Source organism: Endozoicomonas sp. 2B-B, assembly GCF_053470045.1.
Map to the genome: position 1 here is coordinate 3,240,046 of NZ_JBLZMU010000001.1, position 26,370 is coordinate 3,266,415.

Genomic DNA, 26,370 nt, shown 5'->3' on the forward strand with positions numbered 1-26,370 from the left:
TGGCTAATTTCGACCAGTGCTTTTGAAAAAAGTTTCAACTAGTCAGTCCGGGCTTAATTGAGGTGTGCGACTCGCATCCACTGAGCTGGCTATGAAGCAGGCAGCCTTTGTAGTGCATGGGATGCAGAGATTTGGATCAGTATGAGACTTCCATCCTTTGCGCTGCAGCCTGAATGTCCGGATCAGATTTCAGGCAGGTTTTCAGGATATCGCCGCCGCCATGAACCCGGGAATCATAGCGACCGGCCTGGGCGTTGCCAAAGCGGTCTTCATCGACGCCGGAACTGCGGACGATGCAAGCTTCGCTGGCTTGTTGCCGAAGCCTGAAGTAGCGATGACGAATATCCCGGGCAGCACTGATATTTTCTACCTGTTGATAGAAATCCTCACTGGCAATAAACCCGGATAACCCCTTGAGCCATTCTGATTGTCGCGGGCGGGGGAGTTCGGTAACGATCCTGCGCAATTGTTCCAGGCTGAATGATTCCTGACTCCGCGTGTCTATATCTGGCATTGCTGAACCAGCGAAAGCAGCAGGTCCCTGTTATGATCTAAATCAAAGTCCTCACGCAGGAGTTCAATGCAAGCGTCCTGCAATGGCGAGTCGCTTACAATGGCCATGCGTAATAATAGTTCTTTTATTGCTCTTGCGGCATCATTCGGCTCAAGGTGTTTAGTAGCAGCGGTAAACATTTGGCGAAGTTCTGAATTTGTGTTCGGTTCTTCCGTTGTCTCAATACAGTGATAAGCTTTATTGGCCATTTCAAAAAGTAGTCTGCATTCGCTATCCAGATAACTGAGGAACGTATATTCATGATTCCCGGCTTTCTCATTGTTGATTGCATCCAATACCAGACAATGTTTGAACGTCCAGTTATTTACTGGGTCGTCAAGCCCGTTTTGACATCTTTTAACCAGCGTTTCAAAATACCATTTGTTAGTATTTTTACCGCGATTAAATTGGTTGATTGATACATCCATAGAGCTCAGCCCTGACAGAATGGTCACCAATTCTACAAAGCCCGCTTGTAACGCTGATGTTGAATTAACCTTGGTATACTCTACAGTCATTTTTCCCACGCCTTGATTGAAGCTGATTGCCATTGGCCGAGAGCTTTTATCAATTGATGCGCAACGGAGTATCTGGACCAAAAACCAGAAACGCTTCAATTTACCCTGTAAGTGTGTGTTTTCCTCGTCTTGGGAAAAATCATCAGAGATGTCGAGGCGGAGTGTGCGGTCCTTGCCTCCCTCAGCCTGCTCCAGCATGGTTATGGTGCAGACGTGTGCTCCGAGGGTTGCATTAATAAAAGCGGCACCTTCCATATTAAGCACGCGTAGACTCGCTGCCATAAGTTTGTCCAGTACTGAGATGCAATTGTCGTTTAATAGTCCGGAAACTCCTCCGGGGAGTATATTAATCAGCGTTCTGTCTTCTGTCATTTCGCTAATGTTTCCCTGCCCTGATGCTGCTGCTACCGGGGCGAGAGCACTAACAAATCGTTGATGAAGCCAGTAAATCAGGTCGTGGGCAGATTGGATATCGGACACTTCTTTGGGCTGAGTCAGTTTTTGCAATTTATCCAGCAAGGCCTGGCAATCTCTCAGCCACTGTCTGAAATTCGCAGACTGGTCCGGTACTTCCTGGTCGGTGGTCAGCGGTATGACCACTTTTGAGCGCAGGTTAGCAATGGCATCTTTCAGGCAATTGCTCTGTTTTTCAAGGGATGGGAGTTCCTCGATAAAGGGTTGGACTTCGGCTGCTATTGCATTCGATTCAGACGCTGTGGCCAGCGTTAAAAAGTTCTGATAACCGGATACAAACCGTTGTAAATCCTCCTGTAGCTGCTGAATCTCGATGCCAAGCTGTTTTAATAGCTTCGATCGGTTTGCTGACATGCTGACTGCCTTACTTCGCCCTGGGCCAAGGCAGAAGCTTGCTAACCGGTCAGAGTGAAAATAGTCCAGCAACCGGGTATTTTGGCGATTCAGCCAGTCAAAACCTTCGTCGACTCGGTTGAAGTTCGGTGGCTCAGCAGCACCGGTTGCGGGTGAGCTGATGATATCCTGTCTGGAACTGGTGCTATGGGTCTGCCAGAAGGCAGACTGGTCGCCGTTCAGCAAAAAGGCTCCTGGGCTGCCGGCAAAACTGCCTGCCACCAGTGTTACCCGTTGTCCGCTGCTTTGTCTTAACGCCTCAGAATACTGAGAACCAGCCAACAGACAGGGTATACCCGCCTGGCGCAGGGTGATGGCAACATGATCGTTGGTCCCCCCTTGTCTGAACACGCAGCCGCCCAGACGTTTTAAAATATCGGGTGCCAGCATCCAGTCACTGGCGTGATTGGCAAACAGAAGGGTTCCGGGTGGAATCTGTTCCGCGCTGAGCGGTTCGGTGACTTCCATGGCCACACTACTACAGCAACCTTCACTCACCATGATTCCTTCAGCCATTGGCAGGGCCGGTGCTGGTGCAGAGAAACGGGTACTGCCCGGCAGCTGGGTCACTGGTCGGCACTGGAACACGTGGAGTTGTTGATCGCCATCCACGCCGAACTCAATATCGACCGGGCAACAGAACATATTTTCCAGCTTTTTTATGTATTTCTGCAGCTGTTGCAATATCTCGTCAGAAAGCATCATGTCTTTTGCATCCGAGGTTGCCGAGGTGCTCTGCTCGATATAACCCGCTTCACCGGGGATTTTTTCCAGTACAAACTGTGTGGTAACTTCTCCAGCGGTAAATTGCCGATCTGGTTGACTGTTTTCGTCATCACTGCGCCTGATCCTGTAGCGATGAGGGCGGATGCCTGTATTCCCGGAGACCACCCCCCGGGGTTGACCCGGAGCAAATTCCACCTGAATGGTATCGTCCTGTAAGGTTGAGTGGCTGATCACTACCCCCCCCAGCTGACAATGAATGCACTGTTGCAGGATCAGCGCCATGGGTTTTACCTGCCCGTTCGGGCAGACTTCAGGCCGGTAGGCGGACGACAAGACTTGCAGGCAGGTTTGCAGGATATCGCCGCCACCATGAACCCGGGAATCATAGCGACCGGCCTGGGCGTTGCCGAAGCGGTCTTCATCGACGCCGGAACTGCGGACGATGCAGGCTTCCCCGGCTTGTTGCCGAAGCCTGAAGAAGCAATGGCGAATATCCCGGGCAGCACTGATATTTTCTACTTGTTGATAGAAATCCTCACTGGCAATAAACCCGGATAACCCCTTGAGCCATTCTGATTGTTGCGGGTGGGGGAGTTCGGTAACGATCTTGCGCAATTGTTCCAGGCTGAATGATTCCTGACTCTGCGTGTCTATATCTGGCAAAAAGGGCAACAGGCATTTTGCTGGGAAAGGCTGTTGCTCGAGCCTGGCGATCAGGGTTGTGTCAACCACCGTGAAGGGTGGAACCGGGATTCCGGCCTGTTGCATACGGTGCAGAAACAATCCCTTGCCGCCTATTGAGGATCGGATTTGCTCGTCTTTGATGAGAGTTGAAAAGTCAGCTGGCAAGTCATGGCTGGCAGGCTTGCTATTTTTCGTATTCGGACGTTCGACACCACGAGCGGATAGCGGAGTAAAAGACGGGAAAGCTTCACCAGGATCAACTTTCATTAACCGCATCTGATTGCGAGAAGTTCTCTCATGATCGTAAAGAGTGACAGTTCGGGTGAGTACGTACGCTGCCTGACCACCCGACAACCGGGCAGATTTGTCCTCAATCTGGCCCGATCTTGTTGGTTGAATGCTATCCATAGCCTTAATTTCCTTGATTTCGTTGATTACCTTTAATTAAGACCTGTATTTTTGAAAAAAGTTTCAATAAATCAACATCAGGCCTCCTCTTGCACAGAGAGACCAGAATGAGAGGTGTTTCTTGAAGGTTGTAGCGAAATTTCCGGGCGACCTTTGGAGTACAAAAATAGCACAAAATAGCAGACATCCACCCTGAATACATTGAGAAATCCCTGGGAACGCTGAGTGCAGATGATTATATCCACTGGGTTAAAGCACTTTGGAAACGGCGTGGTCAAAAGCCCTTTTACCGGCGATGGCCAAAAAAAGTCAAAGTAGGGCAGCAACAAATAGTTGAACTGCAAAGGTCCCCTGGTCAGCCACTGTCGATCTGTGCAACCTGCCTCTCTGGCACAACCAGAAGCGTTGCAATTTCTCGTCGACGCATTCAGAGTACCACCGGTTTTGCCTAATGCCATGGATAACGAAGAGACCATTCTTAGAATACTACAGCATTACTACCGTCGCCCCGGGCCAGAGCGAGTTATCCAATGCCTTGGCAGTGACACATTTCCCGGGGTATGGAAGCCTGATCACAACTGCAGTCATGTATTGCGGGTCCGGTGGTTAAGGAGAAGCGCTTCAGGGGATATGACGAGAAAGGTAAGGTAAACCTGCAGAAAATGCTGGTGCCCGTGAAGGTTCCGCCTGATCGTAATTAAGCGAAGACGCAACAAGGCTGGCTGGAACAGAAGCAGGTAGCCCTCATGCAATAGCTACTGCTTCCTTCGACCGCTGCCAGTCCAGAAGCTCTTTAATGGCTTTAATCACTTCTTCAACACCATGAATAATAGGGCTTGAATTGAGGTGGGTACTCTGTTTGAGGCTGGTTTCAAGCTCCAGACAGGCTTTCAGAAGTTTTGGTGCCGCGCAATATCGGCAAGCTCCGTGAAGTCTGTGAACCCGATCCAGTAACGGCTCATGGAGATGGTTTCGGAAGCTCTCTTCGATGGTCTGCAAATCCTCTGGCAAACCATCAAGCAGCATGTCCAGCATTTCTCTGGCCAGTTCCCGGTTGCCGGCTGCCAGTTGTATGCTCTTCTCCACGTCTATTGGTGAGGAGTCAGGCTCTAGCTGAACGGATAGGCTCTCTTCAGTCGGGTCATCCGGTGCCTGCACTGAATTGCCTGTCCAGTGACTGATGGTAGAGACCAGCTGACGGGTGTTGACGGGCTTGGTCATATAGTCGTCCATCCCGCTTTGCAGGATCTGCTTGCGTTCTTCAGGCAGTGCGTGGGCAGTCACAGCAATAATAGGAATACGGTTGTAAATAGTGTTGATATTTCTGATTCGACGAGTCGTTTCCAAGCCATCAATCTCAGGCATCTGAACATCCATCAGTATCAGGTCGAAGATTTTCTGATGGCAACATTCAATGGCTTCAAAACCATTTTTGGCAGTGACTACAGACTGATCCATTTTTAACAGAATGGTTTCCAATAGCTTAAGGTTGACCTCATTATCATCCACGATCAGGATATCCAGTTTTTTTTCAAACACTGCTTTGGCAGGCTGCATGACATCGGCTCCGGGGGCGGGGTTCGAAGTCATCCCTTTAATCGCCCGCAAGAGCTTGTTTCTGGCTACGGGTTTAAGGAGGCAGTGAATCCCTGAGGGCAGCGTATCCAGCAGGTTGCTGCTACCGGCCACGGCAAGAATCAGAACCGGGCTTTGCTGGAGATAGTTTACGGCGATTTTTAGGGTGCGCTGCAGATGATCGTCACCCTGGCTCAGCAGAAGCAGGTCATGGTTGTTATGAGTTTCAACGTAAGTCTGCAGTTCTGACAAAGACTGAAAAGAAGTGACTTTTAATCCCAGGCTCTGTGCCTGATGCCCAATGGAAAGTCTGGAGAGTTCCTGAGGCTCGTATAATAATAAATGACGACAGCCGGGTAAGGGCTCCGGCTTAAACTGAACGCTCTCATCTTTTATCGAGCGGACTCGAATGGTAAACCAGAAAGTAGAGCCTCTGCCCAGATCAGAATCGAGTCCGATTTCCCCCTGCATCTGTTCTACAAGACTTTTGCTGATGGCGAGTCCCAAACCAGTACCACCGGCTTGTCGTGTTCTGCTGGAGTCAGCCTGAGAGAAAGATTTGAAAATGCGGGAGTGCTGTTCAGACGTCAGCCCTGAACCAGTATCTGTGACGGTAAACTTAAGTGTATGGATGTCAGCGTCATCCACTTGCTCCAGCATGACTCGAATGGCGACACTGCCGTAATTGGTGAACTTGATGGCGTTGCTTACCAGGTTGGTCAGAATCTGGGAGAGCCGCAGCTTGTCGCCAATGATATCTTCAGGAGTATCTTCATAAATGAAACTGACCAGTTCCAGCGATTTATGGTGTGCCGCAGGGGCCATAATAGCCAGGACATCGTCGATCACTTCCCGGATACTGAGTTGCTGATTGTCCAGTTCGAGCTTGCCTGCCTCGATTCTGGAGAAATCGAGAATGTCATTCAGCATGGTCATCAGACCCTGGGCAGATTTCTCAATAGTGCACAGATACTCCCTTTGCTGTGATTTAAGTTCCGTTTCAAGCAGCAGGGCAGTGTAGCCGGAAATACCGTTTAGAGGTGTCCGAATTTCATGGCTCATATTGGCCAGAAATTCACTTTTACTCTTATAGGCTTCAAGGGCTTCTTTTCGGGCCAGGTCCAACTCAACATTCTGGATTTCTATGGTTTCCAGGGTTTCGTGTAATTCATTGGTGGATAAGTCAGCGCTTCTTTGCAATACCTCCCGGGAGTGAGTGAGCCGCTCCAGCAGTCTGTTGATTGCCAGCTCCAGAGTAAAATAGAGACTCCCGGGAGAGGCTTCCAGTCGGCTACCCTGATCATCTGCATCGATTTTATCCATGGCATCGGCGATGGATCGCATGGGGTTGATCAGGGAGCGGGACAGCTTCATGTAGAGAGACAGGACAGTGCCAATAGCCAGAGCCAGCAGAATAACGGCCACAAGCGTGGCTCTGTGTTTCTGTATACGTGTTTCCGAATAAGCGTATTCAATCTGCAGCCAGCCAAGGGTTTCAGTCGAATCACCACCGAGTCGAACCACAGGGGTAATAGCTCTTAAAGTATCCCGGGTGGTGAAAAGAGTCAGAGTGTCGGGAAGTGGTTGATCCATGCCTATAGGGAGCAGGTTGGGGCCGGTATGGAGTAATTCCCTGCCATTTCGATCGAGCAGGCTGACTGCCCTGATATCAGTATCATCCAGAATCCGGACCGCCAGATCACGGGTGTTCTGCATCCCACCGCTTTCTATTGAATAAACTACAAGCGTCGCCAGCTTGCGAGTCATATCTGTGGCTTTCGTGATCAGCTGCTGGTCAAGTCCGGATAAATGTGCCCAGAGGTAAAGGCTGCACATAAGGGCAGAGATGAGGGTGCCTGGCAGCAGTGCCAAAACCAGAATCCTGCGCTGGACAGTCTGGAAAGATGTTTTCATAAGTAATAATTGTACAGACTGGATTATTATCATTTATGCTGGGGGCATCATAAGAGTTATGTGTCAGTTTTGGAAGTTTTGGTTTAGGAAGTTTTGGTTTAGAGAGTATGGATTACCCCACAATCGAGTCGCTGGTAGGCAACACTCCTCTTATTCGGCTGCAGAGACTTTCTGCCGGGCGGGGGAACACTATTCTGTTGAAGATGGAAGGGAATAACCCTGCGGGATCGGTCAAGGATCGTCCTGCGCTCTCCATGATATCTGAGGCGCAAGCCAGGGGCGTCATCAAGCCCGGTGATAATCTGATCGAAGCGACCAGTGGCAACACCGGTATAGCACTGGCCATGGCTGCTGCTATCAAGGGTTATCGAATGATTCTGATCATGCCCGATAACATGAGCGAAGAACGCAAGGGTGCCATGACTGCTTATGGTGCAGAGCTTAAAATGGTGAGCAGGGAAGAGGGTATGGAAGGGGCCCGGGATCTGGCGCTGGAATTGGAAAAGCAAGGTCTGGGCAAAGTGCTCAACCAGTTCGCGAATCAGGATAATCCTCTGGCGCATTACAAAGGCACCGGCCCTGAAATCTGGCAGCAGACTGGTGGTGAGATCACCCACTTTGTCAGCTCCATGGGTACTACCGGCACCATCATGGGTACCTCAAGGTTCCTGAAAGAACAGAACCCGGATATCCAGATTGTAGGTCTGCAACCTGCTGATGGAGCCAGCATTCCCGGTATTCGGCGCTGGCGACCGGAATACCTGCCGGAAATATTCGATGACAGTCGTGTAGACAGAGTGATGGATATCCATCAGTCCGAAGCCGAAGAAACCATGAAAACCCTGGCCAAAAAAGAAGGTATATTCTGCGGTGTATCTTCCGGTGGCTCTGTTGCGGGAGCATTAAGACTGGCTGAAGAAGTGGAAAATGCCACCATCGTCTGCATTATCTGTGACCGGGGTGATCGTTATCTTTCTACCAACGTCTTTAACCGATAGGGGAATCAACGCATTGACTGTGTCGTCTAAAAGCGGGTTCAAAAAACATTTACACAGTCATTGCTCTCCAGTACTGAAATTTTATACAGCTGTAGGTACAATTCTCAACGGTATTAATTTTTACGCAGCTACTCCCGTGAAAATACAGCGTTATTCACTCCGGCACTGCTTCTTGTTGTGAGGGGGTGTGTTGTTTCGTTGACAGGCTGCGTGTGTATTTCTGAATCTGAAGGATACAGTTTCATGCGATCTCAGAAGGCTTCTCCGGGCGCCAGACGTCGGGTCGTTGGAGAAGTTCTTGTACAGGGTCTTTCCCATGATGGTCGGGGTCTTGCCCGATTAAAAGGCAAAACCCTTTTTGTCGAAGGGGCGCTTCCCGGGGAGCAGGTTTCGGTCCTGCTGACAGAAGATCGACGTCGTTTCAGCAGTGGTCGGGCCACTGATATAGAGTCTGCTTCAGATGAGCGCGTCTCTCCTCCCTGCCGACATTTTAAAGTCTGTGGTGGCTGCAGCCTGCAATACTGGTCCCATGAGGGTCAGCTTCAGGGCAAACAAAGTATTGTACTGGATCAGTTGCAGCGGTTTTCGTCGCTGACGCCCATGGCAATAGCTGAACCTCTGGCTTCTCAACCCTATGGTTATCGTTATCGTGCCCGTTTGTCGATCCTCTGGAAGAAGGGCCACTTATCACTCGGGTTCAGGGAGAAAAGCAGTAAACAGATTGTCGATGTTCGTGAGTGTCCGGTCCTGGCAGAACCCTTGCAGTCACTACCGGCGTTGCTGCGAGAATGTTTACCAGAACTGAATCAGCGAGAAGCGATCAGTCATGCTGAACTGTTGCTGGCTGATTCCGGCCGCGCCATTCTGCTCAGACACACCAGAGGGTTGCCGCCCGAGGATTTGAACAGGCTGGAAGCAATGGCCCGGGAGCAGCAATTGCACCTGTACCTGATGGGGGATGAGAAGCTTACCCGTTGCCTCTCCTCTCCGGTGGCTGATCCCTGGCTGTACTACCGGATACCGGAGATGGACCTTAGGTTTCAGTTCAGGCCAACAGACTTTACCCAGGTCAACTGGCCTGTTAATCGTCAAATGGTGGCACAGGCTCTGGATTGGCTGGAATTGACACCGCAAGACCGGGTGCTGGATCTTTTTTGTGGTCTTGGCAATTTTTCTCTGGCAATGGCCAGAAAGACAACTTCTGTCGTTGGTGTCGAGGGCAGTGCGGGGGCTGTTGAGAGAGCTGTATTCAATGCCGGTCTGAATGGTCTGAAAAACACTCACTTTTATCAGGCCAACCTTGCTGCGCTGGTTGAGGGGAACAAGTCAGGGGAGGGCTGGTTGCATCAACATTACGACGCCATGTTGCTGGACCCTCCCAGAACCGGTGCTATTGAAATTATTGAACACATGAAAGGTCATATACCCGATCGGTTGCTTTATATCTCGTGCAACCCTGCAACCCTGGCCAGAGATGCCGGAGCCCTCGCCCAACAGGGGTTCAAGCTGGTCAGATTAGGCGTGATGGACATGTTCCCGCAAACCGGGCATGTCGAATCCATGGCACTTTTTAAACAGTCCTGATTCAGGAGATCCCTTCATTCAGGCAGTGCCTCCGAAGAAATAAGTGGAAAACTTGCATGGTAAAGGTAAGAGAAGATCATCCCGTTCGCTTTGATGGCTCCATCGATTTGGATGCCTGGCTGGTGCGTATGCAGGAAAGCTTTGGTGTGACCGGAACGGATCGCCTCAGGGCTGCCTGTGAACTCAGTCGTTGGGCCGAGCTTGAGGCTCGTCAGCAGGCAGATACTGTCTGGCCTACAGGTCTGGGTTGTTTTCGTACCGGCCTTGAGATGGTTGAAATCCTTGCAGAGCTGAGGCTGGATACTGAAACGCTGGTGGCTGCTGCTCTCTATCGGGCTGTTCGTGAACACAGACTGTCCATGAAACAGGTGGAAGAAGACTTCGGCAAGACCGTCGTTCGTCTGATTAAAGATGTTCAGGGTATGGCCGCCATCAGTGAACTCCTGAACCCGGCCAGAACCCAGGTGCTGGATCAGAGTCAGGACCAGCTGGAAAAAGTCCGCAAGATGCTGGTTTCTATTATTGACGATGTTCGGGTAGCACTGCTCAAGCTGGCAGAGCGTACCTGTGCCATCAGAGCTTTGAGAGATGCTGATAAAGACAAGCGCCGCCGGGTGGCCCGTGAGGTTTTTGAAATCTATGCCCCCCTGGCTCACCGCCTGGGTATCGGTTATATCAAGTGGGAGCTGGAAGATCTTTCCTTCCGCTATCTGAATCCTCAGGATTACAAACGTATTGCCCGCCTGCTGGATGAGAAAAGAACCGATCGCCAGCAATATATTGACCATGTTGTCGATCAACTCAGGCAAGCGCTGGGTGAAGCTCAGATAGAAGCCAATGTTTATGGTCGCGCGAAACACATCTACAGCATCTGGCGAAAAATGAAACGCAAGGGGCTGGACTTCAGGGACCTTTATGACATTCGTGCTTTTCGGGTGATTACCAGAGAAGTCAGGGATTGCTACGCGGCTCTGGGTGTTGTGCACTCTCTGTTTAATCATATCCCTCAGGAATTCGATGATTACATCGCAACGCCCAAGGAAAATGGTTATCGCTCCCTGCACACAGCGGTCTTTGGACCGGAAGGCAAAACGCTTGAGGTACAGATTCGAACCGAAGCGATGCATGAAGAAGCTGAGCTGGGTGTTTGTGCCCACTGGAAGTACAAGGGCACCGACGTTAATACCAAAAGTGACAGTTATGAAGAAAAGCTCAACTGGCTGCGTAATGTTATGGAGTGGCATGAAGAGCTGGGTGATCTGGGAGGCATCGCTGAAGAGTGGCGTTCTGATGTCGAGCCGGATCGTATTTATGTGTTCACAAAAGCAGGTCATGTAGTGGATCTGTCTCTGGGTGCTACGCCCATTGATTTTGCTTTCAGAATTCATTCAGAAGTGGGTTTGAAGTGTCGCGGCGCTAAGGTGGGAGGCCGCATTGTGCCTCTGAATCACAATCTTAAAACCGGAGATCAGGTAGAAATTCTGACCGGACCCAATGTTCAACCCAGTCGTGACTGGCTCAACCCGGATCTCGGTTATGTCAATACCAATCGGGCAAGAGCCAAAATTACCAACTGGCTGAAAAAGCAGGATCGCGACTCCAATATTGTTGATGGCAGTAGTCAGCTCAACGCTGAGCTTAAACGTCTGGCTCTGACGGGTGTTGATTTCAACGATCTCCTGCCTCAGACGCCCTTTAAGGAAATGGATGATATGTACGCAGCCATCGGAGCTGGCGATTATCGTGTCACCCAGGCCGTAGCCCTGGCTCAAAGAGAGCTGGAGCCGGAAGCAGAAAAAGAGTTTGAGATACGTACCCGGGCACCTCAGGAAAAAGTGTCAGACAGTACTATCACCATTGACGGGGTGGGTAATCTGATGACCCAGATGGCCGGCTGCTGTCAACCGGTGCCCGGTGATCCCATCATAGGCTATATCACGATCGGCCGTGGTGTCACCATTCACCGACAGGACTGCAATAACGCCCTGAATCTTCAGGAGCTGGAACCGGAAAGACTGATAGAGGTGAACTGGGGCTATTCTCCGGAATACATGTACCCGGTGGAAATTATCATCACCGCCTATGACCGCTCAGGGCTGCTGCGCGATATTACCATTGTTCTGGCTAATGAGCGTGTCAATGTTCTCTCAGTACAGACGCGAACCAGCAAGGAAGACAACATTGCCAATATGTTGTTGACGGTTGAAGTTCAGAGTCTGCAGCAACTGAGTAAAGTCCTGGCTAAAGTCAATCAGCTGCCCAACGTGGTCGAAGTTGCGCGTTATCGCAAGGAAGGCAGATGAGTCAGAGTAGCCTGGAGGATATGCTGTATCTTATGAGCAGGCTTCGGGACCCCGAAGCTGGTTGCCCCTGGGATCTGGAGCAGAACTTTACGACTATAGCCCCCTATACACTGGAAGAGACCTGTGAAGTTCTGGAGGCCATTGCCAGCGAGGATTTTGAAAACCTTCGTGAAGAACTCGGTGATTTGCTGTTTCAGGTAGTGTTTCATTCAAGAATGGCAGAAGAGGCCGGGCTCTTTGATTTTCATCAGGTCGCTGCTGGTCTGGTGGAGAAAATGGTGCGTCGTCATCCCCATGTTTTCCCTGACGGAACCCTGGAATCCAGAATGTCGCCGAATGATGACACCACTTCCGATCAAGTCGTTGAAAGTTGGCAGGCGATCAAGCAGAAAGAGAAACTGGCAAGGGGGGAGAAGACTTCAGAGTCTGTCATGCCGTCAAAATTACCGGCTGCTCTACCCTCGTTAACAAGAGCGTTCAAGCTGCAAAAAGCGGCTGCAAAGGTCGGTTTTGACTGGCCAGAAGTCGAACCCGTGTTTGACAAGATTCAGGAAGAAATGGAAGAAATTCGTGAAGCTGTGCGAGAACAGCAGGGCAATGATCGGATTGCAGAAGAAATAGGTGATCTGATGTTTGCCTGTGTCAATCTTGCGCGTCATCTTTCAGTGGATGCGGACTTGTCATTGCGCAAAGCCAGTGACAAGTTTGAGAAGCGTTTTCGAACCATGGAATTAAGGGCTGCTGAAGAAGGCCATGAGTTTCAACAGTTAACACTGGAAGAAATGGAAGCGTACTGGCAGCTGGGAAAAGTTCGTTAGTGGGCTTTTTTGACCCTTTGCAGAAATAACATTGACATTTTTCCACCCTGGCCCTACGAAAGGCACGACATTGAAAAAATAGCAGAGCAAGATGCTTGACTCTTTACATTATGCGCGGAGTGATGGACCTGATTAGAAAAAAAACGAACATGTTTGAACATTGGTTGACTTAAATCAATGGTTTGGCGTTGATGAGTTTTGTTGTTGTTTGAAATAATCTGCCCGCTGTCGGGGCTGCTAAAAATTAACAAGTTTTTATAAGGCCTCGCAATTAATATCTTGGATGTATGCCTACGTGGGCGGAGCTCATTTTTATGCGAAAATCTTTCTTTGGTGAATGTCTGGCTGAGTTTATTGGCGTTGGCCTTCTGATTTTCTTCGGTGTTGGCTGTGTTGCCGCATTGGTTCTGGCAGGCGCGGATTTTGGTCAGCTGGAAATTTCTATTGTCTGGGGGCTGGGCGTCTCTATGGCGATATACGTAACCGGTGGTGTTTCCGGCGCTCATCTGAACCCGGCAGTCACTTTAGCATTGACTGTGTTTAAAGGTTTCGAAAAGCACAAGGTTGTGCCTTACATCCTTGCCCAGATTTTGGGTGCTTTCTGTTCCGCTGCATTGGTTTATTTTCTTTATAGTAATCTGTTTGCCGATTTTGAACTGTCTCAAGGTATCGTCCGTGGTTCCGAAGAGAGCCTGGCCACAGCGGGTATCTTTTCCACCTATGCGCACAGTGCTCTGAGCAATATGCAGGCATTTGCTGTGGAGTTTGTGATTACTGCAGTGCTGATGGGGGTTATTCTGGCTATTGGTGATAACAACAATGGTGACTCCAATGGTGCGCTGTCTGCCCTCCTGATCGGTTTGCTGATTGCAACCATTGGTTCTGCTTTTGGCCCACTGACTGGTTTTGCCATGAACCCTGCCCGGGATTTTGGTCCCAAGCTGTTCACCTATATGGCAGGTTGGGGTGAAGTGGCTCTGACCGGCGCTCGAGCCAATCCCTATTTTTGGGTGCCAATAGTGGCTCCGATCGGCGGCGCAATGGCTGGCGCATGGATTTACATTAACCTGTTAGGTAAACAATTAGAGCCCGAGACAACATCGAGCCAATTAGAGATAAAAACCACATAACACGGTAAAACCCGTTACGCACCCTGTTACATAGAAAGCGCGGTCTTTTTCACTGTTTTGTATAACAGGCTTAACTGGGTGCACTGCTGATATCAGCCCAGAGCTGAATGATAAAGAAGATTGATTATGACGACTGAGAAGAAATACGTTGTTTCATTAGACCAGGGTACTACAAGCTCCCGAGCCATTATCTTTAATCACGACGGTGACATGGTGGGTACTTCACAGCGTGAATTTACCCAGTACTACCCACAGGCGGGTTGGGTTGAGCACGACCCAATGGAAATCTGGGCGACCCAAAGTTCTGTGCTGACGGAAGTTCTGGCTAAAACAGGTATTCGTTCTGACGAAATCGCTGCTCTGGGTATCACCAATCAGCGTGAAACCACTGTCGTTTGGGATAAGAACACTGGCCGCCCTGTTTATAACGCCATTGTATGGCAGTGTCGTCGTACAACCGAAATCTGCGAACAGCTGAAGAAAGAAGGTCTGGAAAACTATATCCGGGAAACCACCGGTCTGGTTCTGGATGCTTATTTTTCGGCAACGAAAATCAAGTGGATTCTGGACAATGTAGAAGGTGCTCGTGAAAAAGCTGAAAACGGCGATCTGCTGTTCGGTACTATCGATACCTGGCTGACCTGGAAGCTGACCGAAGGTCGTGCCCATGTCACCGATTATTCCAATGCTTCGCGCACCATGCTGTACGATATCAATAGACTGGACTGGGACGAAAACCTGCTGAAGGCTATGGGAATTCCTTCCTCTATGTTACCGGAAGTGAAATCCAGCTCTGAAATTTATGGCCAGACTAACATTGGCGGAAAAGGCGGTACCCGCATTCCTGTAGCCGGTATTGCGGGGGATCAGCAGGCGGCTCTGTTCGGCCAGATGTGTCATGAAAAAGGTATGGCCAAGAATACCTATGGCACAGGATGCTTCCTGCTGATGAATACGGGGAGTGAGCCGGTCAAATCAGAAAACGGTTTGCTGACCACCATAGCTTTCGGTATTGATGGCAAAGTGCAATACGCTCTGGAAGGTGCCGTATTTATGGGTGGTGCTTCAGTTCAGTGGCTTCGTGATGAACTGGGACTGATCCGTGATGCTGCCGACACGGAATATTTCGCCAATAAAGTCGACGACACTAACGGTGTTTATGTAGTGCCTGCTTTTGTAGGTCTGGGTGCCCCTTACTGGGATCCCTACGCGCGTGGTGCGATCTTTGGCCTGACCCGGGGAGCTAACCGTAACCACATAGTTCGTGCAACACTGGAAGCCATTGCTTATCAGTCCCGTGATCTGATTGACGCAATGGAACAGGATTCCGGAATTGAAATGAAACAATTGCGCGTCGACGGTGGTGCGGTAGCCAATAACTTTTTGATGCAGTTCCAGTCTGACATTCTCGACACTGAAGTGGTTCGCCCGACAGTTGTAGAATCCACTGCCGCAGGTTCGGCCTATCTTGCGGGCCTGGCCGTTGGTTTCTGGAAAAGCACTGATGAGTTAAAGGATAAGGTTTCCGTTGATCGAGTCTATGCTCCGTCGATGTCCGATGAAGATCGTCTGAAACTTTACGACGGTTGGAAGAAAGCGGTCGTTCGTAGTCAGTCATGGGAAAATCAGGAGTGATGTAAATTTTTCCTGATACTATTGCAAATGAGCCTGCTCAGGCAGGCTCGCGATTGCAATGGGGGTTATTTACTCTGCGCTCTGAGTCTTGACTGGGTTCGGTTTCTGGTTCATTGGAGATGACTTTTTACGCAAGCCATCAAAGGTGAAAATAATGAGCGCCAGCCAGATCAGACCAAAGGTGATTAATTGAGCCTGAGTCACCTGTTCTTTGTAGACGAACAGTCCAACCAAAAAAGAAATGGATGGACCAAGATACTGCAGGATACCGATAGTGGTTAATGTCAGCTTTTTGGCCGCAGTGATAAACAAAACCAGAGGGACGGTGGTCACCAATCCGGCCAGAGACAACAGTAGACTGGTGTGAGGGTCCGAGAAACGGAAACTGTGGTTGCCACTTTTGTAGAGCCAGAAAAAATATCCCAGAGTCACTGGCAGCAGAATCAGAGTTTCGAAAGCCAGGCCAGGTACAGCCTCCACCTGAGTCTTTTTCCTGACCAGTCCGTACAAGCCAAAACACATAGCCAGGGCAAAAGCAACCCAGGGCACAATACCTAACATCAGTATCTGATAGATGACAGCGACAGTAGCCAGCAGGATAGCAATCTGTCTGAGCGGTGACAGTTTTTCATTCAAAAACAGATAGCCCAGAAGAACATTAAACAGTGGGTTGATGTAATAACCGAGACTGGTTTCAAGAATCCTGTCATTGGTCACACCCCAGATAAAGATCAACCAGTTTGCACCAACGAGAATAGCGGATAGTGTCAGTGTTCCCGACAGTTTGATACTGGAGAAAATCTGCTTTAGCTCTGAAATCGTACCTGTTATTTTCAGTAGAGCCAGCAGCAATAAAGCTGACCAGAATACGCGGTGTCCCAATACTTCCAGCGGAGGTACGTGTTCCAGAGCTTTGAAATAAATGGGTACCAGCCCCCAGATGGTAAAGGCCATTATACCCAATGCAAAGCCAGAGAAATCTCGTTGTTCGGACACTCTTTTTCCTTAAATGGTTACTTCTAATTACGCAGTTATGGTGACGAGCATGGTGTTCTGTTTTTCACGAAGGGACATTGTGCCTGAACATTTGTTTCGAGTTAACCCACTTCTCTATTGATAAGCACGCATTGAGAAAAAAGCCCTTAAGCCGATGACTTTACTGATGGATGAGTAAAGGATGCAAAGGCTGCGATGCGATGGATTACCGGTTTTACGATAGTTCTGTTGAGTCTGTTTACTCAGGCCGAAGTGCGGTTACCTGTTTATCGTGTAGCGATCATTGATCGCTTTTTCCCTCCGGCCGAAGGTTTTAAAAATGATGAAGAGCGGGTTCTCCATGGTTGGCTGTATGGCATGATGGACTTAGACGACGATGAACGTCGGGAGCCTTTTTATCATGGTGATGTGGTTCGGATGATAGCGTCTCACCCTCAGATTACGTTTATCCAATACCCGATTCTGGATGGGAAAAAGCCCATGTCAGAAATCCTGGTCAACCTTCAGAATATTCTGGCTCGCTTCGAAAAACAGCCCGTTGATGCCGTTCTTCTTTCCTGGGAGTCTTCCACGTTGATCAGCACATTCAAGGCGCCACTTCAGTTGCAGCGGTCAGGAGAGTACAAGGAGAAAGTCAGGGAGATGGGGCAGGCGGATGAAGTCTGGAAAACCACTTACCAGATTATAATGGCTCTGGAGGCACTTACTGCTCAGGGTATACAGGTCTATACCATAGCCGGTAATGGCGGGAGAGGAATGATCAATACTTTTTCTCTTGCGGATGATGTAGTCACGGTCGGCTCTGTGGAACCAGAATTGCAACACTTTGTTGCTAATAATCCCTTTGTTGATACTTACGCCCGGGCTGCCTACGAAGTCATCCGTATTGATGATTCTGAAGGTGAGCCCGTTGGTTATGACCTCAATGGCGACCAGTGTGTAGATATTCCTTTAAATCGACTGACCGGCTATTCACGAAAAATGACTGAGTACCCTAAAAAATTCTGGCGATTGCTGACAGGCTCTTCATTTGCCGCCCCTGCTGCTCTCAAGGCGGCATTGTTTAACAGCCTGCCGCTAAGAGCCTGTAACTGACCTGCAAAACGTCATTCGTTGTCTTTTGTGATGGGGCTATTTTCCCTGCTGACTGACTTTTGGACAGCGGCAAGAATGCCTCTGAGCATATTCAGTTCTTTGGCTTCAGGCCTGGCCCGGTTAAACAGACGACGAAGGCGGGTCATTACCAGACCAGGGTGCTGTTTGATAATAAAGTTGATGTTGTTGAGCGTCTCTTCCAGGTGCTCGTAGAAATATTCAAGCTCACGGGCCAGTGGATATTCTTCTGCTTCGTCGCCTGAGAAATCCGGCTGGCTCACGCGCAATTCTGCCTTGCGAATGTCGTAGCAGAGAATCTGAATGGCAGAAGCCACGTTGAGCACGGGGTATTCAGGGTTAGCATCAATGGAGACATGATAATGACATTTCTCCAGCTCCTGATTGGTGAGCCCCATAGTCTCCTGACCAAAAACCAGTGCCACCGGATTTCGGGCCGCTTCAGCAACCAGCTTGTCGGCACAAACTTCAGCCGTCAGCATGGGTCGGTTAAAGGTATGGTTGCGGGTGCGGGCACTGGTTCCTATTACCATTGAGCAGTCAGCAATCGCTTCATCCAGAGTCTGAAATACTCTGGCAGCTGCCAGAACGTTCTGGGCTCCTGCTGCCATGGATTCGGCATCCGGATCCGGGAATCGTTGCGGGGAGACCAGGCAAAGATTTGAGAGTCCCATGGTTTTCATGGCCCTGGCGGCGGAGCCAATGTTTCCGGGATGAAAGGTATTGATCAGAATAATGCGAATGTTAGACAGCATCGTAACCCGAATTAGCACTGAGAAGAGGGGTTAAAAGCAGGTCATTATACGTTGAGTCGTTTTAACTTACGACCGGTTGGGTGAAACCGGATTGAATTATTGCCATTCCATCTGAAGAGTGACGGTAATTTACTGTTGCCTGACTGTATAACCACCCGAGTTCAGATAGAATAGTCTTCTTTTCCCCCTCAGGTTGTGTCCTCTGCTATGAGTCGTATTACGGAGAAGCAGGCTTATAAATGGTTGATTGGCCAGCTCAGTCCTACCCGGAACTGGTTGCTGGTAGCCATCATACTGGGCTTGATCAATGGTCTGTTGTTTCTGGCTCAGGCTGGGTTGCTGGCGAAAATTATTCATCAGATCGTAATGGAAGGCGCAGTCAGGGAGTCTTTGATCCATGACCTGATTACGACGGCTATGATTATCCTGCTTCGGGCACTCTGCCATTGGGGCAGGGAGATCACCGGGTTCAGAGCCGGGTTGATCGTCAAGGAGACTATTCGAGGAGCTATTCTCAATAAGCTGAAAGCTCTTGGTCCTCTTGTCATTGCAGAGCAGCCAGCTGGTAGCTGGTCGACCATGGTGGTAGAGCAGGTGGAAGAGTTACAGGACTTTGTTGCCCGTTACATTCCGCAAATGGCTCTGGCAGTTCTGGTTCCGCTGGTCATACTTATCGTGGCCTTTCCAGTGAACTGGACTGCCGGTCTGATTTTCCTGGGAACAGCCCCTTTGATTCCTGTATTTATGGCCTTGGTCGGGATGAAGGCTGCCGAAGCGAATCGACGGAATTTCCGGGCCCTGGACCGACTGGGTGGTTTTTTCCTTGATCGTTTGCAGGGCATGGAAACGCTGAGGTTATTTCAGCGGACCCATCATGAGCACCAGTCGCTGAAATCGGCCAGTGAGGACTTTCGACACAAAACCATGCAGGTACTGCGACTGGCCTTTCTGTCTTCTACGGTGTTGGAGTTTTTTGCTTCTGTTTCCATTGCTATTCTCGCCGTCTATCTGGGAATGAGCTTTCTGGGCTATCTGAATTTTGGCAGTTATGGTGCCGGGGTCACGCTCTATACCGGCTTGTTTCTACTGTTACTGGCGCCTGAGTTCTATCAGCCATTGCGTGATCTGGGAACGCACTATCACGCCAAGTCAAAAGCGGTGGGTGCTGCAGAATTGATCCTTGAGCTGCTAGAGCGCAAAGAGTCCGGGATGCATCAGGGCAGCAATTCAATGGCTATGGACGTGCCGGTTTCACTCAGTGCTGATTGTCTGACGGTTCAGGGCAGTGCCGGTGGCAGAGCTTTGCTCAGGGATGTTTCTTTTGATATTGCAGCTGGCGAGCGAGTGGCCATCATTGGTCCCAGCGGGGCAGGTAAGTCGACTCTGGTAAATACCCTCATGGGGTTCTGGAACTACCAGGGTAAAATCAGAGCCGCAGGTGAAGACCTCTCCAGCCTGTCAATGGATGACTGGCGCAAAAGAATTGCCTGGCTGGGCCAACAGCCCCTGATTATTCATGGCTCGGTCTATGAAAATGTTTCATTTGGTCGGGATCTGGATGAATCTCAGGTCAATCGGGCTCTGGCAAAGGCTCAGGCTATGGAGATTGTCGAACAGCTACCGGAAGGGCTGAACAGTCTGCTGCAAGAACAGGGAGGCAACCTTTCCGTAGGGCAGGCACAGCGGATAGCTTTGGCAAGAGCTATAGCCGAGCCGGTAAAACTGTTAATTCTCGATGAGCCAACGGCCAGCCTGGATGCCTACAATGAGCGTCTTGTCCTGGATGCTCTGGAAGCCATCGATCCGCAATGCACTGTCATTACTGTCACCCACCGACTCAAGCAGATAGATTCGATGGACAGAGTGTTGATGTTTGAAAACGGGGAGTTGGTCGCTGATGGTGAACCCGGTGTCCTCAGGCAGCAGTCTGCGGTGGTGCAAGCTTTTGTGGCCGGTTTAGCAGGGAGTCTGGATGATGAGTGAGTTGTTGCCTTATTTAAAGCTTTATCGCAGGCACTGGAGTGCACTGTCTGTGGGTATGTTTTTGGCTCTGGCAACCTTGTTGTTCAGTCTTGGGTTGCTGGCACTGTCAGGTTGGTTTATCACGGCAACAGCTTTGGCTGGTCTGACGGTCGTGACCGCTCAGAGATTTGATTTCTTCTCTCCCGGTGCCGGGGTCAGAGGTTTTTCAATCGGTCGTACCGCTGCCCGTTACTTTGAACGTTTGGTGAGTCACGATGCGACCTTCAAACTGTTGGCCTGGTTAAGAAGCTGGTTTTTCGAAAAACTGCTCCCACTTTCTCTGACTCAGTTGAAACGTTATCGTAAGGCTGAATTGCTGAACCGCCTTGTGGCGGACGTTGATGCCCTGGATCAGCTGTATCTGAGACTGTTCAGTCCGGTTATTGCTGCGGTGCTGGTTGTGATTCTGCTTTCTCTTGGGCTGAGCTTTTTTAGCCCTGTTCTGGCTCAGGGGGCGCTGCTGCTGATGGGAGTCTGGTTGATCGTTCTGCCGGTGATGTTCTACCGTCTGGGTTTCAAGAGTGGCCGGGCACAGGGCAAACTTCTGGGGGAGCTGAGACAGAAAGCCCTGGATTATCTGCAGGGCATGGCCGAATCCAGAATTTATGGATCAGAAGTCCGAATGAGGGAGCATATCGATGTTACCGGGCAAAATTTGAGTTATATCCAGAGAAAAATGTCAAGGCTGGAGGGGCTGGGTGGTGCGTTGATGGTGGCCGGGGCTGGTATTTCAGCGGTCATAATGCTCTATCTTGCTGCAGGGGAATACCAGCAAGGCGTTATTTCCGGACCAGTGATGGTTATGTCCGTCTTTGCAGTACTGGCAGGCTTTGAGGCATTGATGCCTCTGCCGGGTGCTTTCCAGTTTCTCGGCAACACGCAACTGGCCGCTGCGAGGCTGACAGAGATCCTTGAAGAAGAAGCTATTGAGTTTGGTGATCAAACCATTCCGGATGCCTTCAAGGGTCATATCATTTTTCGGGATCTGTGTTTCCAATACCCCGTAGCTGCGGGAATTTCGACAGCAGGGCCGATGATTCTGGATGGCATCAGTCTTGATGTTCCGGCGGGTCAGCACTTGGCGTTACTGGGTAAAACGGGCTGTGGTAAATCGACACTGATCCGTATCCTGACCCGGCAGCTACCGGGTTTTGAGGGCAGTATCGAGCTGGGTGGCATTGCTATTAATGAATATTCCGAGGCTTCACTTTATCAATTACTAACGGTGATTCCCCAGCAAACCCACGTGTTCAGTACAACGTTGAGGCAAAATCTGAAAATGGCCCGACCCGAAGCGCAAGACAGTGAGCTACTGGAAACTGTCAAAGTGGTAGGCCTGGATCGTCTTGCGGCGGCTGAGGGTGAACAGAACCTGCTGGATCTATGGTTGGGACAGGCTGGGATCGCTCTCTCCGGTGGTGAGCAGCGCAGGCTCGCAATAGCCCGGGCACTCTTGAAAAAGGGTGAAGTGTTGATTATGGATGAAGCCAGTGAAGGTCTGGACCCGGTCAGTGAGGATCATTTGATGAATCTGATTCTGGACGCATACCGGGATAAAACCGTCATTATGATTACTCATAAGAAGGCCATGCTGGAGCGCATGGACCGAGTGATCCGAATGGATGGCGGACGTATTGTGTAGTCCACAAACGTTATCGTCATGACGGTTTTTTTGGACGACCTTTCTCGTCCAGTTCGGTATCAAAGTCGACAAGGTTGTCATCACTGCCTTGTCGCTCGCTCAGAAATTGAGCGGTCTCCTGCTTTTGACGGTCACTGATCACTTTTCTCAGCAGGTTCTGCTCGGATAGCTGATGACTTTCCGGGTGGGTCGCCAATTCATCCCGGCAGGCTTTGAGGAGTTCGATCTGTTCACTGGGGGTATAGTTGCCAATAAAACTGTCCAGATACATATCGGCTGATTCCTCATCATGATCGAGATTGAGAAGTTTTTCGTTATATTTCTCCTTTCTTTCAATCTCATCCGGGGTATCTGTGGGCAATACGGTTAACAGGTTTTCCCTTTGACCAGCAGCTTCAGAGGGATGCAGCAGCTTAACTGCAATGCTCAGACGCAGGGACATGCGGGCCGCATGATTGCGATTAAGGCCCAGGCTGGCAAATTGCTCCATCTGCCAGGGGATAAGCTCTGCCTCCAGAAAGTGTTCCGGGAAAGGTTGATCGTTTTCAATGCACCAGAGAGCAAAACTGTACGGGTCTTTTTGCCAGAGTTCCCGGGCGAGGCGGGTGCGCTCAACAAGCTCCTGCTGAGGAATGTTGGCAGGAAAAAAATTCTGGTCAACCAGTCCAGCCCCGGCAACACTTCGAGCCCACCGGCATTCGCGAATTTCCCGTTCATTGATCTTTTTATTACTGAGCCAGCCCCGGCCCCTGAGTATATCGGCCAGCTTAAGACCGAAACCCTTTACTTTTCTGACCACACGCCTTCCGAGCCAGAGAGGCTTATTCTCAGATGTCTGCTGGCTTGTGGGAATGTCCTGAAGAAGGTCCTGGCGAAGTATATTGAGGCAGTTTTCAACGCTGCTGGTCATGATTAAGTCCCTGTAGAGCTGTCCTTATTGTGTTTTGAAAGAAGACACTCTCAGTATAGAAGGCTACCCATGATGGCTTATGACAGCTTGTCATGCAGGTAGTGATCAATTTTATCAGTCATGGGTCACCCTGTGGCGGATCAATTTATTCAAAGTTTTATCGCAGTGGGGAGAACTGTAAAAGAGATGTGTTGTTCCGGGGTATGATAAAGATTCAGGCTACCAGCCACCCGGTATTCACTCAGAATTCCGGGCGCTATGGGTTCACAGTTTTTTTGAAAAGAAAAGGCTGTTGGGGTCTTCGTGATAATCTCCAAAAGGTGCACAGGGCTCGAAACCAAAGCGTTCATAAAGCTCACAGGCCGGTTTGAAGTGATTCATTGAGCCTGTTTCCAGGTACACGGTCTTATATTGTCTTCGTTCTGCCTCACTGAGGATATTTTTTAAGAGGGCGGAAGCTACACCTCTTCTGAGAAAGCCAGATGAGGTTTTCATGGATTTGATTTCGCCTTCAGAGGGCGAGAGGGCTTTTAATGCACCACAACCTGCCAGGTTGCGGTTTATCCAGGCGGACCAGAAGGTTATGTCTTGCGAACGCAACCTCTCAATATCGAGGGCATGAACGCTTTCTGCCGGTGAGTGACTATACATATCATCCAGGTGGTCCTGGAGCAGATGGGCAATTTCCTGACCCTTTAGGTCGTCTAGTTTTATTTCCATAAATTATTCTTTTACTGCTGAATGGTTATTTAATCTGCAAAGCTGATGCTGTGATCCGCTGGCTGCCGGGTGAGCATCACGATCTTGACTAGTTTCGGTGGCTCATCGTGAATGACTCCGGTTCAGGACATAATACTTTACCGTATCCATGTCCTCTTTTACTTTTTCAAGAATTTCCGAAGTGGACCGAAAACCGAGCCTTAAAAGAACCTGTTCGGACTTTATGTTCCTGGTCAGTGCCCTGGCCCGGATCTGACTGAGTGGTAACTGTTCAAAGGCATGGTTTAGCAGTGCTTGTCCGGCTTCTGAGCAGTACCCTTGCCCCCAGAAGGGTAGACCCAGCCAGTAACCTAATTTAGCCTCGGTATGAGTTGCGTTATTCAATCCGATGGCTCCGATCAGTGTACTTGATGATTTCAATTTGATGGCATACACAAAAGCGCTGTTTGTTTCTCTCAGGCTTTCTTGATCTTTAATCCATTTTTCTGCCAGTCCGTCCGGGTAGGGGTGGGGAATATTTTCGGTCAGTCTGGCTACCCGCTCCTCTCCAGCCAGTGTCTGTACCTGGTCAGCATCCTGCTGAGTGAAGGCTCTGAGGATTAACCGGTCTGTGGCAATTGTTTTTTCCATAATGTCAGACTCTTGTTGTTTCTTCCTGTTTGATATCCTGCCATGGATTTAAACAAAAATCCCTGTTTTGGGGCTTATTGAGATAATGTTAAAGTCACTGACATGGCTTGGCCTTCAACACTTTCATCAAGAGCACTCAACAATATCGTCGATTGAAGAGTGCTTCAGGATCACAAGGACTTTAAGTACTCAACCGTACGAAATCATATTTTCTGACTCATTGTTCAGGCACTCGCGGCAACTGCTCCTGCGTTGCTCTAGCTCCTGCATCCATGCAGTCGTGCTGCGTTGCAACTCTGGTCACATAGCTTGCTATGTTCCCGTCGTTGCGCCTTGCAGTGCAGCTGCCCAATAAGCCAGAAATATTCGATTCCGTATGACTGAGTACTTATAATAAATAACTGATTGATCTATAGGGCTCAGTACTGTGAATGAATGTTCTCTGATCATCTGACAAGGACCTTATTCCTTTTTTGATTTGTCCTATGAGTGATCTTGACGAGGCTGAAGTTCGATCAAAGCCTTTCTCCAATCTCTTACTGGCCAGGTTTTTTATGGCATCTATAACCGTCTTATAAAGTGGCTCCGTCATATAGTGAAGGCCTTTACCGCTGTGAAAGGGGTCTTCGCCGCCACCGGCACCACCAATGGCACCCGAGTTTTTACCATTTTTGCTACTTTTTCCATTGCGTCCATGGCTACCACCTTTCTGGCCATTTCCATTTTTCTTGCTTTTGGCGCCAGCTTTTCCGTTACTGCTTCCTGAGTTACCTTTTTTAGTTGCCTGTCGGATTTTGCTGACAGGGGCTGTGAAGTCAGGTCCTCCCATATATAAGCCAGTGCATGCGGGAAGACCTATATCTGAAAAGCCAACACCTGAAACGTCGCCAGAAATCAATGCGCCAAAAAGGGCAAGACCTGAATGGAAACAGCCACTGATGGTGGGTTTGAGTTGAGAGCGATCGATGATGAAACCATTTTCAATAATCACATTGCCCGGCAGTTCCAAAAGAACTTCCTCTTCATAGCCCGGAGCTGCCATTAAGGTAGGTTCTTTCGGTGTTAAGCCATCAGAATAACCATCATTGCCAGCACTGGGAGAATACATTGGATAATATTTGACTGTATGCGAGGTGGGTTCTATTTTGTCGGATGAAATAAATGACACATCTACTTCTTTGTGATTTTGATGGTCGCGGGCTATGGGGCCTCCCGAGTCAGAAACCGGAGATGGTTTCAAAACAATCGGGAGTATGGCATCTACAAGAGAAACCTTCCTGTTGAGCTCGCTTAATGGAAGAACAGTGATGTTGCATTTATTATCAATCCACTCGCCATAGGCTCCTCCACGACTGGAGGGTGAGTTAGCCAAATTGAAACGCTCTCCATACTCTTCACACAATGTTTCTTTTGGTAATCCATAGGTGCTCGTCGACATAGATATCGAAACAGCCAGAAGAAAAGACGGAGTTAAAGTTTTTGAGAAAGAAGGAAATGTTTTATTCAACGAAAACCTCACAGTTTATAGTACAGTTTTATCATTAGTTGTGGAGTATTCAAACTAGTTTAAAAAAAGAAAAACGGTTGAGTTTTTTTTGTAAGCATAAGTACCTGGCCAGTTGGTTTCGCATATTCTGGCGAGTGGATTTTTTCATCCTTCAAGGCGCAACGACGGGCGCGTAGCCATAGCTACGCAACCAGAGTTGGAACGCAGAAGGATGGAAAAAGCCGCAGCCCAGAATATGCGAAACCAACGGGTTAGGTACTTAATGTATAGGTGTTTTTAACTGCCTTTGTGGGAGTATAAACAGATGGAAGCAGCTTAAACGGATGTCAGTTTGACTGCTTCACACTAAAAAATACATAAAC

At 49.4% G+C, this 26,370-nt stretch carries 19 protein-coding genes; 9 read left to right on the forward strand and 10 right to left on the reverse strand.

Annotated elements, in window-relative coordinates:
* Positions 1-136: 136 nt before the first annotated feature.
* The 4 genes from ACOMHB_RS12370 to ACOMHB_RS12385 all read right to left on the reverse strand — a co-directional run bounded on the left by ACOMHB_RS12370 (position 137) and on the right by ACOMHB_RS12385 (position 7,203).
* On the reverse strand, positions 137-514 hold the full coding sequence (locus tag ACOMHB_RS12370; protein WP_448216841.1) for a hypothetical protein: 378 nt from the start codon (positions 512-514) through the stop codon (positions 137-139).
* Positions 502-3,756, reverse strand: coding sequence for a PEP/pyruvate-binding domain-containing protein (locus ACOMHB_RS12375; protein WP_448216842.1), 3,255 nt, complete (start codon positions 3,754-3,756; stop codon positions 502-504). The genes ACOMHB_RS12370 and ACOMHB_RS12375 overlap by 13 nt, the downstream gene beginning before the upstream one ends.
* Positions 3,757-3,833: 77 nt before the next feature.
* The gene (locus tag ACOMHB_RS12380; protein ID WP_448216843.1) at positions 3,834-4,232 is read right to left on the reverse strand and encodes a hypothetical protein; all 399 of its coding nucleotides are present in this window, start codon (positions 4,230-4,232) and stop codon (positions 3,834-3,836) included.
* 268 nt (positions 4,233-4,500) lie between these two features.
* Positions 4,501-7,203, reverse strand: coding sequence for a response regulator (locus ACOMHB_RS12385; RefSeq protein ID WP_448216844.1), 2,703 nt, complete (start codon positions 7,201-7,203; stop codon positions 4,501-4,503).
* 149 nt (positions 7,204-7,352) lie between these two features.
* On the opposite strand from ACOMHB_RS12385, the gene cysM reads away from it, so the two are divergent.
* The 6 genes from cysM (at position 7,353) to glpK (ending at position 15,713) form a co-directional block, all read left to right on the forward strand.
* Positions 7,353-8,243 (forward strand): cysteine synthase CysM, encoded by an 891-nt coding sequence (cysM, locus tag ACOMHB_RS12390; RefSeq protein WP_448216845.1) that lies wholly within the window; start codon positions 7,353-7,355, stop codon positions 8,241-8,243.
* 243 nt (positions 8,244-8,486) lie between these two features.
* Positions 8,487-9,827 carry a 23S rRNA (uracil(1939)-C(5))-methyltransferase RlmD gene (gene rlmD / locus ACOMHB_RS12395; protein WP_448216846.1) on the forward strand — a complete coding sequence of 447 codons (1,341 nt, stop codon included), beginning with the start codon at positions 8,487-8,489 and terminating at the stop codon, positions 9,825-9,827.
* Between the two features lie 56 nt (positions 9,828-9,883).
* Positions 9,884-12,130 (forward strand): GTP diphosphokinase, encoded by a 2,247-nt coding sequence (relA, locus tag ACOMHB_RS12400; RefSeq protein WP_422133567.1) that lies wholly within the window; start codon positions 9,884-9,886, stop codon positions 12,128-12,130.
* A complete protein-coding gene (gene mazG / locus ACOMHB_RS12405; protein ID WP_448216847.1) occupies positions 12,127-12,948 on the forward strand; it encodes a nucleoside triphosphate pyrophosphohydrolase in 822 nt (273 codons plus the stop codon). Before relA ends, mazG begins: the two co-directional genes overlap by 4 nt.
* A gap of 314 nt (positions 12,949-13,262) precedes the next feature.
* On the forward strand, positions 13,263-14,078 hold the full coding sequence (locus ACOMHB_RS12410; protein ID WP_422133569.1) for an MIP/aquaporin family protein: 816 nt from the start codon (positions 13,263-13,265) through the stop codon (positions 14,076-14,078).
* A gap of 126 nt (positions 14,079-14,204) precedes the next feature.
* Complete coding sequence (gene glpK / locus ACOMHB_RS12415; protein WP_448216848.1) at positions 14,205-15,713, forward strand: glycerol kinase GlpK; 1,509 nt, start codon at positions 14,205-14,207, stop codon at positions 15,711-15,713.
* A 69-nt stretch (positions 15,714-15,782) separates the two neighbouring features.
* Here glpK and rarD read toward each other — a convergent pair whose 3' ends face one another.
* A complete protein-coding gene (rarD, locus tag ACOMHB_RS12420; RefSeq protein WP_448216849.1) occupies positions 15,783-16,709 on the reverse strand; it encodes an EamA family transporter RarD in 927 nt (308 codons plus the stop codon).
* Positions 16,710-16,904: 195 nt separating this feature from the next.
* Between rarD and ACOMHB_RS12425 the strand changes: the two genes are divergently transcribed.
* On the forward strand, positions 16,905-17,804 hold the full coding sequence (locus ACOMHB_RS12425) for a hypothetical protein (protein WP_448216850.1): 900 nt from the start codon (positions 16,905-16,907) through the stop codon (positions 17,802-17,804).
* A gap of 11 nt (positions 17,805-17,815) precedes the next feature.
* Here the strand turns inward: ACOMHB_RS12425 and trmJ are convergent, their stop codons facing one another.
* The gene (gene trmJ / locus ACOMHB_RS12430; protein ID WP_448216851.1) at positions 17,816-18,577 is read right to left on the reverse strand and encodes a tRNA (cytosine(32)/uridine(32)-2'-O)-methyltransferase TrmJ; all 762 of its coding nucleotides are present in this window, start codon (positions 18,575-18,577) and stop codon (positions 17,816-17,818) included.
* Between the two features lie 207 nt (positions 18,578-18,784).
* On the opposite strand from trmJ, the gene cydD reads away from it, so the two are divergent.
* Positions 18,785-20,560, forward strand: coding sequence for a heme ABC transporter permease/ATP-binding protein CydD (gene cydD, locus ACOMHB_RS12435; protein ID WP_448216852.1), 1,776 nt, complete (start codon positions 18,785-18,787; stop codon positions 20,558-20,560).
* On the forward strand, positions 20,550-22,241 hold the full coding sequence (gene cydC, locus ACOMHB_RS12440; protein ID WP_448216853.1) for a heme ABC transporter ATP-binding protein/permease CydC: 1,692 nt from the start codon (positions 20,550-20,552) through the stop codon (positions 22,239-22,241). Before cydD ends, cydC begins: the two co-directional genes overlap by 11 nt.
* A 16-nt stretch (positions 22,242-22,257) precedes the next feature.
* On the opposite strand, the gene ACOMHB_RS12445 is transcribed toward cydC, so the two are convergent.
* The 4 genes from ACOMHB_RS12445 to ACOMHB_RS12460 form a co-directional block, all read right to left on the reverse strand.
* Positions 22,258-23,151, reverse strand: a complete 894-nt coding sequence (locus ACOMHB_RS12445; protein WP_448216854.1) for a hypothetical protein — start codon at positions 23,149-23,151, stop codon at positions 22,258-22,260.
* Between the two features lie 264 nt (positions 23,152-23,415).
* A complete protein-coding gene (locus ACOMHB_RS12450) occupies positions 23,416-23,871 on the reverse strand; it encodes a GNAT family N-acetyltransferase (RefSeq protein ID WP_448216855.1) in 456 nt (151 codons plus the stop codon).
* A gap of 102 nt (positions 23,872-23,973) precedes the next feature.
* The gene (locus ACOMHB_RS12455) at positions 23,974-24,501 is read right to left on the reverse strand and encodes a GNAT family N-acetyltransferase (protein WP_448216856.1); all 528 of its coding nucleotides are present in this window, start codon (positions 24,499-24,501) and stop codon (positions 23,974-23,976) included.
* A gap of 388 nt (positions 24,502-24,889) precedes the next feature.
* Positions 24,890-26,008 carry a hypothetical protein gene (locus ACOMHB_RS12460; RefSeq protein WP_448216857.1) on the reverse strand — a complete coding sequence of 373 codons (1,119 nt, stop codon included), beginning with the start codon at positions 26,006-26,008 and terminating at the stop codon, positions 24,890-24,892.
* Between the last annotated feature and the right edge of the window lie 362 nt (positions 26,009-26,370).

Bases quoted from the DNA above. Each gene is read 5' to 3' on its own strand.
- ACOMHB_RS12370 (WP_448216841.1), bottom strand. From the start codon at position 514: ATGCCAGATATAGACACGCGGAGTCAGGAATCATTCAGCCTGGAACAA.
- ACOMHB_RS12375 (WP_448216842.1), bottom strand. From the start codon at position 3,756: ATGGATAGCATTCAACCAACAAGATCGGGCCAGATTGAGGACAAATCT.
- ACOMHB_RS12380 (WP_448216843.1), bottom strand. From the start codon at position 4,232: ATGGTCTCTTCGTTATCCATGGCATTAGGCAAAACCGGTGGTACTCTG.
- cysM (WP_448216845.1), top strand. From the start codon at position 7,353: ATGGATTACCCCACAATCGAGTCGCTGGTAGGCAACACTCCTCTTATT.
- rlmD (WP_448216846.1), top strand. From the start codon at position 8,487: ATGCGATCTCAGAAGGCTTCTCCGGGCGCCAGACGTCGGGTCGTTGGA.
- relA (WP_422133567.1), top strand. From the start codon at position 9,884: ATGGTAAAGGTAAGAGAAGATCATCCCGTTCGCTTTGATGGCTCCATC.
- mazG (WP_448216847.1), top strand. From the start codon at position 12,127: ATGAGTCAGAGTAGCCTGGAGGATATGCTGTATCTTATGAGCAGGCTT.
- ACOMHB_RS12410 (WP_422133569.1), top strand. From the start codon at position 13,263: ATGCGAAAATCTTTCTTTGGTGAATGTCTGGCTGAGTTTATTGGCGTT.
- glpK (WP_448216848.1), top strand. From the start codon at position 14,205: ATGACGACTGAGAAGAAATACGTTGTTTCATTAGACCAGGGTACTACA.
- ACOMHB_RS12425 (WP_448216850.1), top strand. From the start codon at position 16,905: ATGCGATGGATTACCGGTTTTACGATAGTTCTGTTGAGTCTGTTTACT.
- trmJ (WP_448216851.1), bottom strand. From the start codon at position 18,577: ATGCTGTCTAACATTCGCATTATTCTGATCAATACCTTTCATCCCGGA.
- cydD (WP_448216852.1), top strand. From the start codon at position 18,785: ATGAGTCGTATTACGGAGAAGCAGGCTTATAAATGGTTGATTGGCCAG.
- cydC (WP_448216853.1), top strand. From the start codon at position 20,550: ATGATGAGTGAGTTGTTGCCTTATTTAAAGCTTTATCGCAGGCACTGG.
- ACOMHB_RS12445 (WP_448216854.1), bottom strand. From the start codon at position 23,151: ATGACCAGCAGCGTTGAAAACTGCCTCAATATACTTCGCCAGGACCTT.
- ACOMHB_RS12450 (WP_448216855.1), bottom strand. From the start codon at position 23,871: ATGGAAATAAAACTAGACGACCTAAAGGGTCAGGAAATTGCCCATCTG.
- ACOMHB_RS12455 (WP_448216856.1), bottom strand. From the start codon at position 24,501: ATGGAAAAAACAATTGCCACAGACCGGTTAATCCTCAGAGCCTTCACT.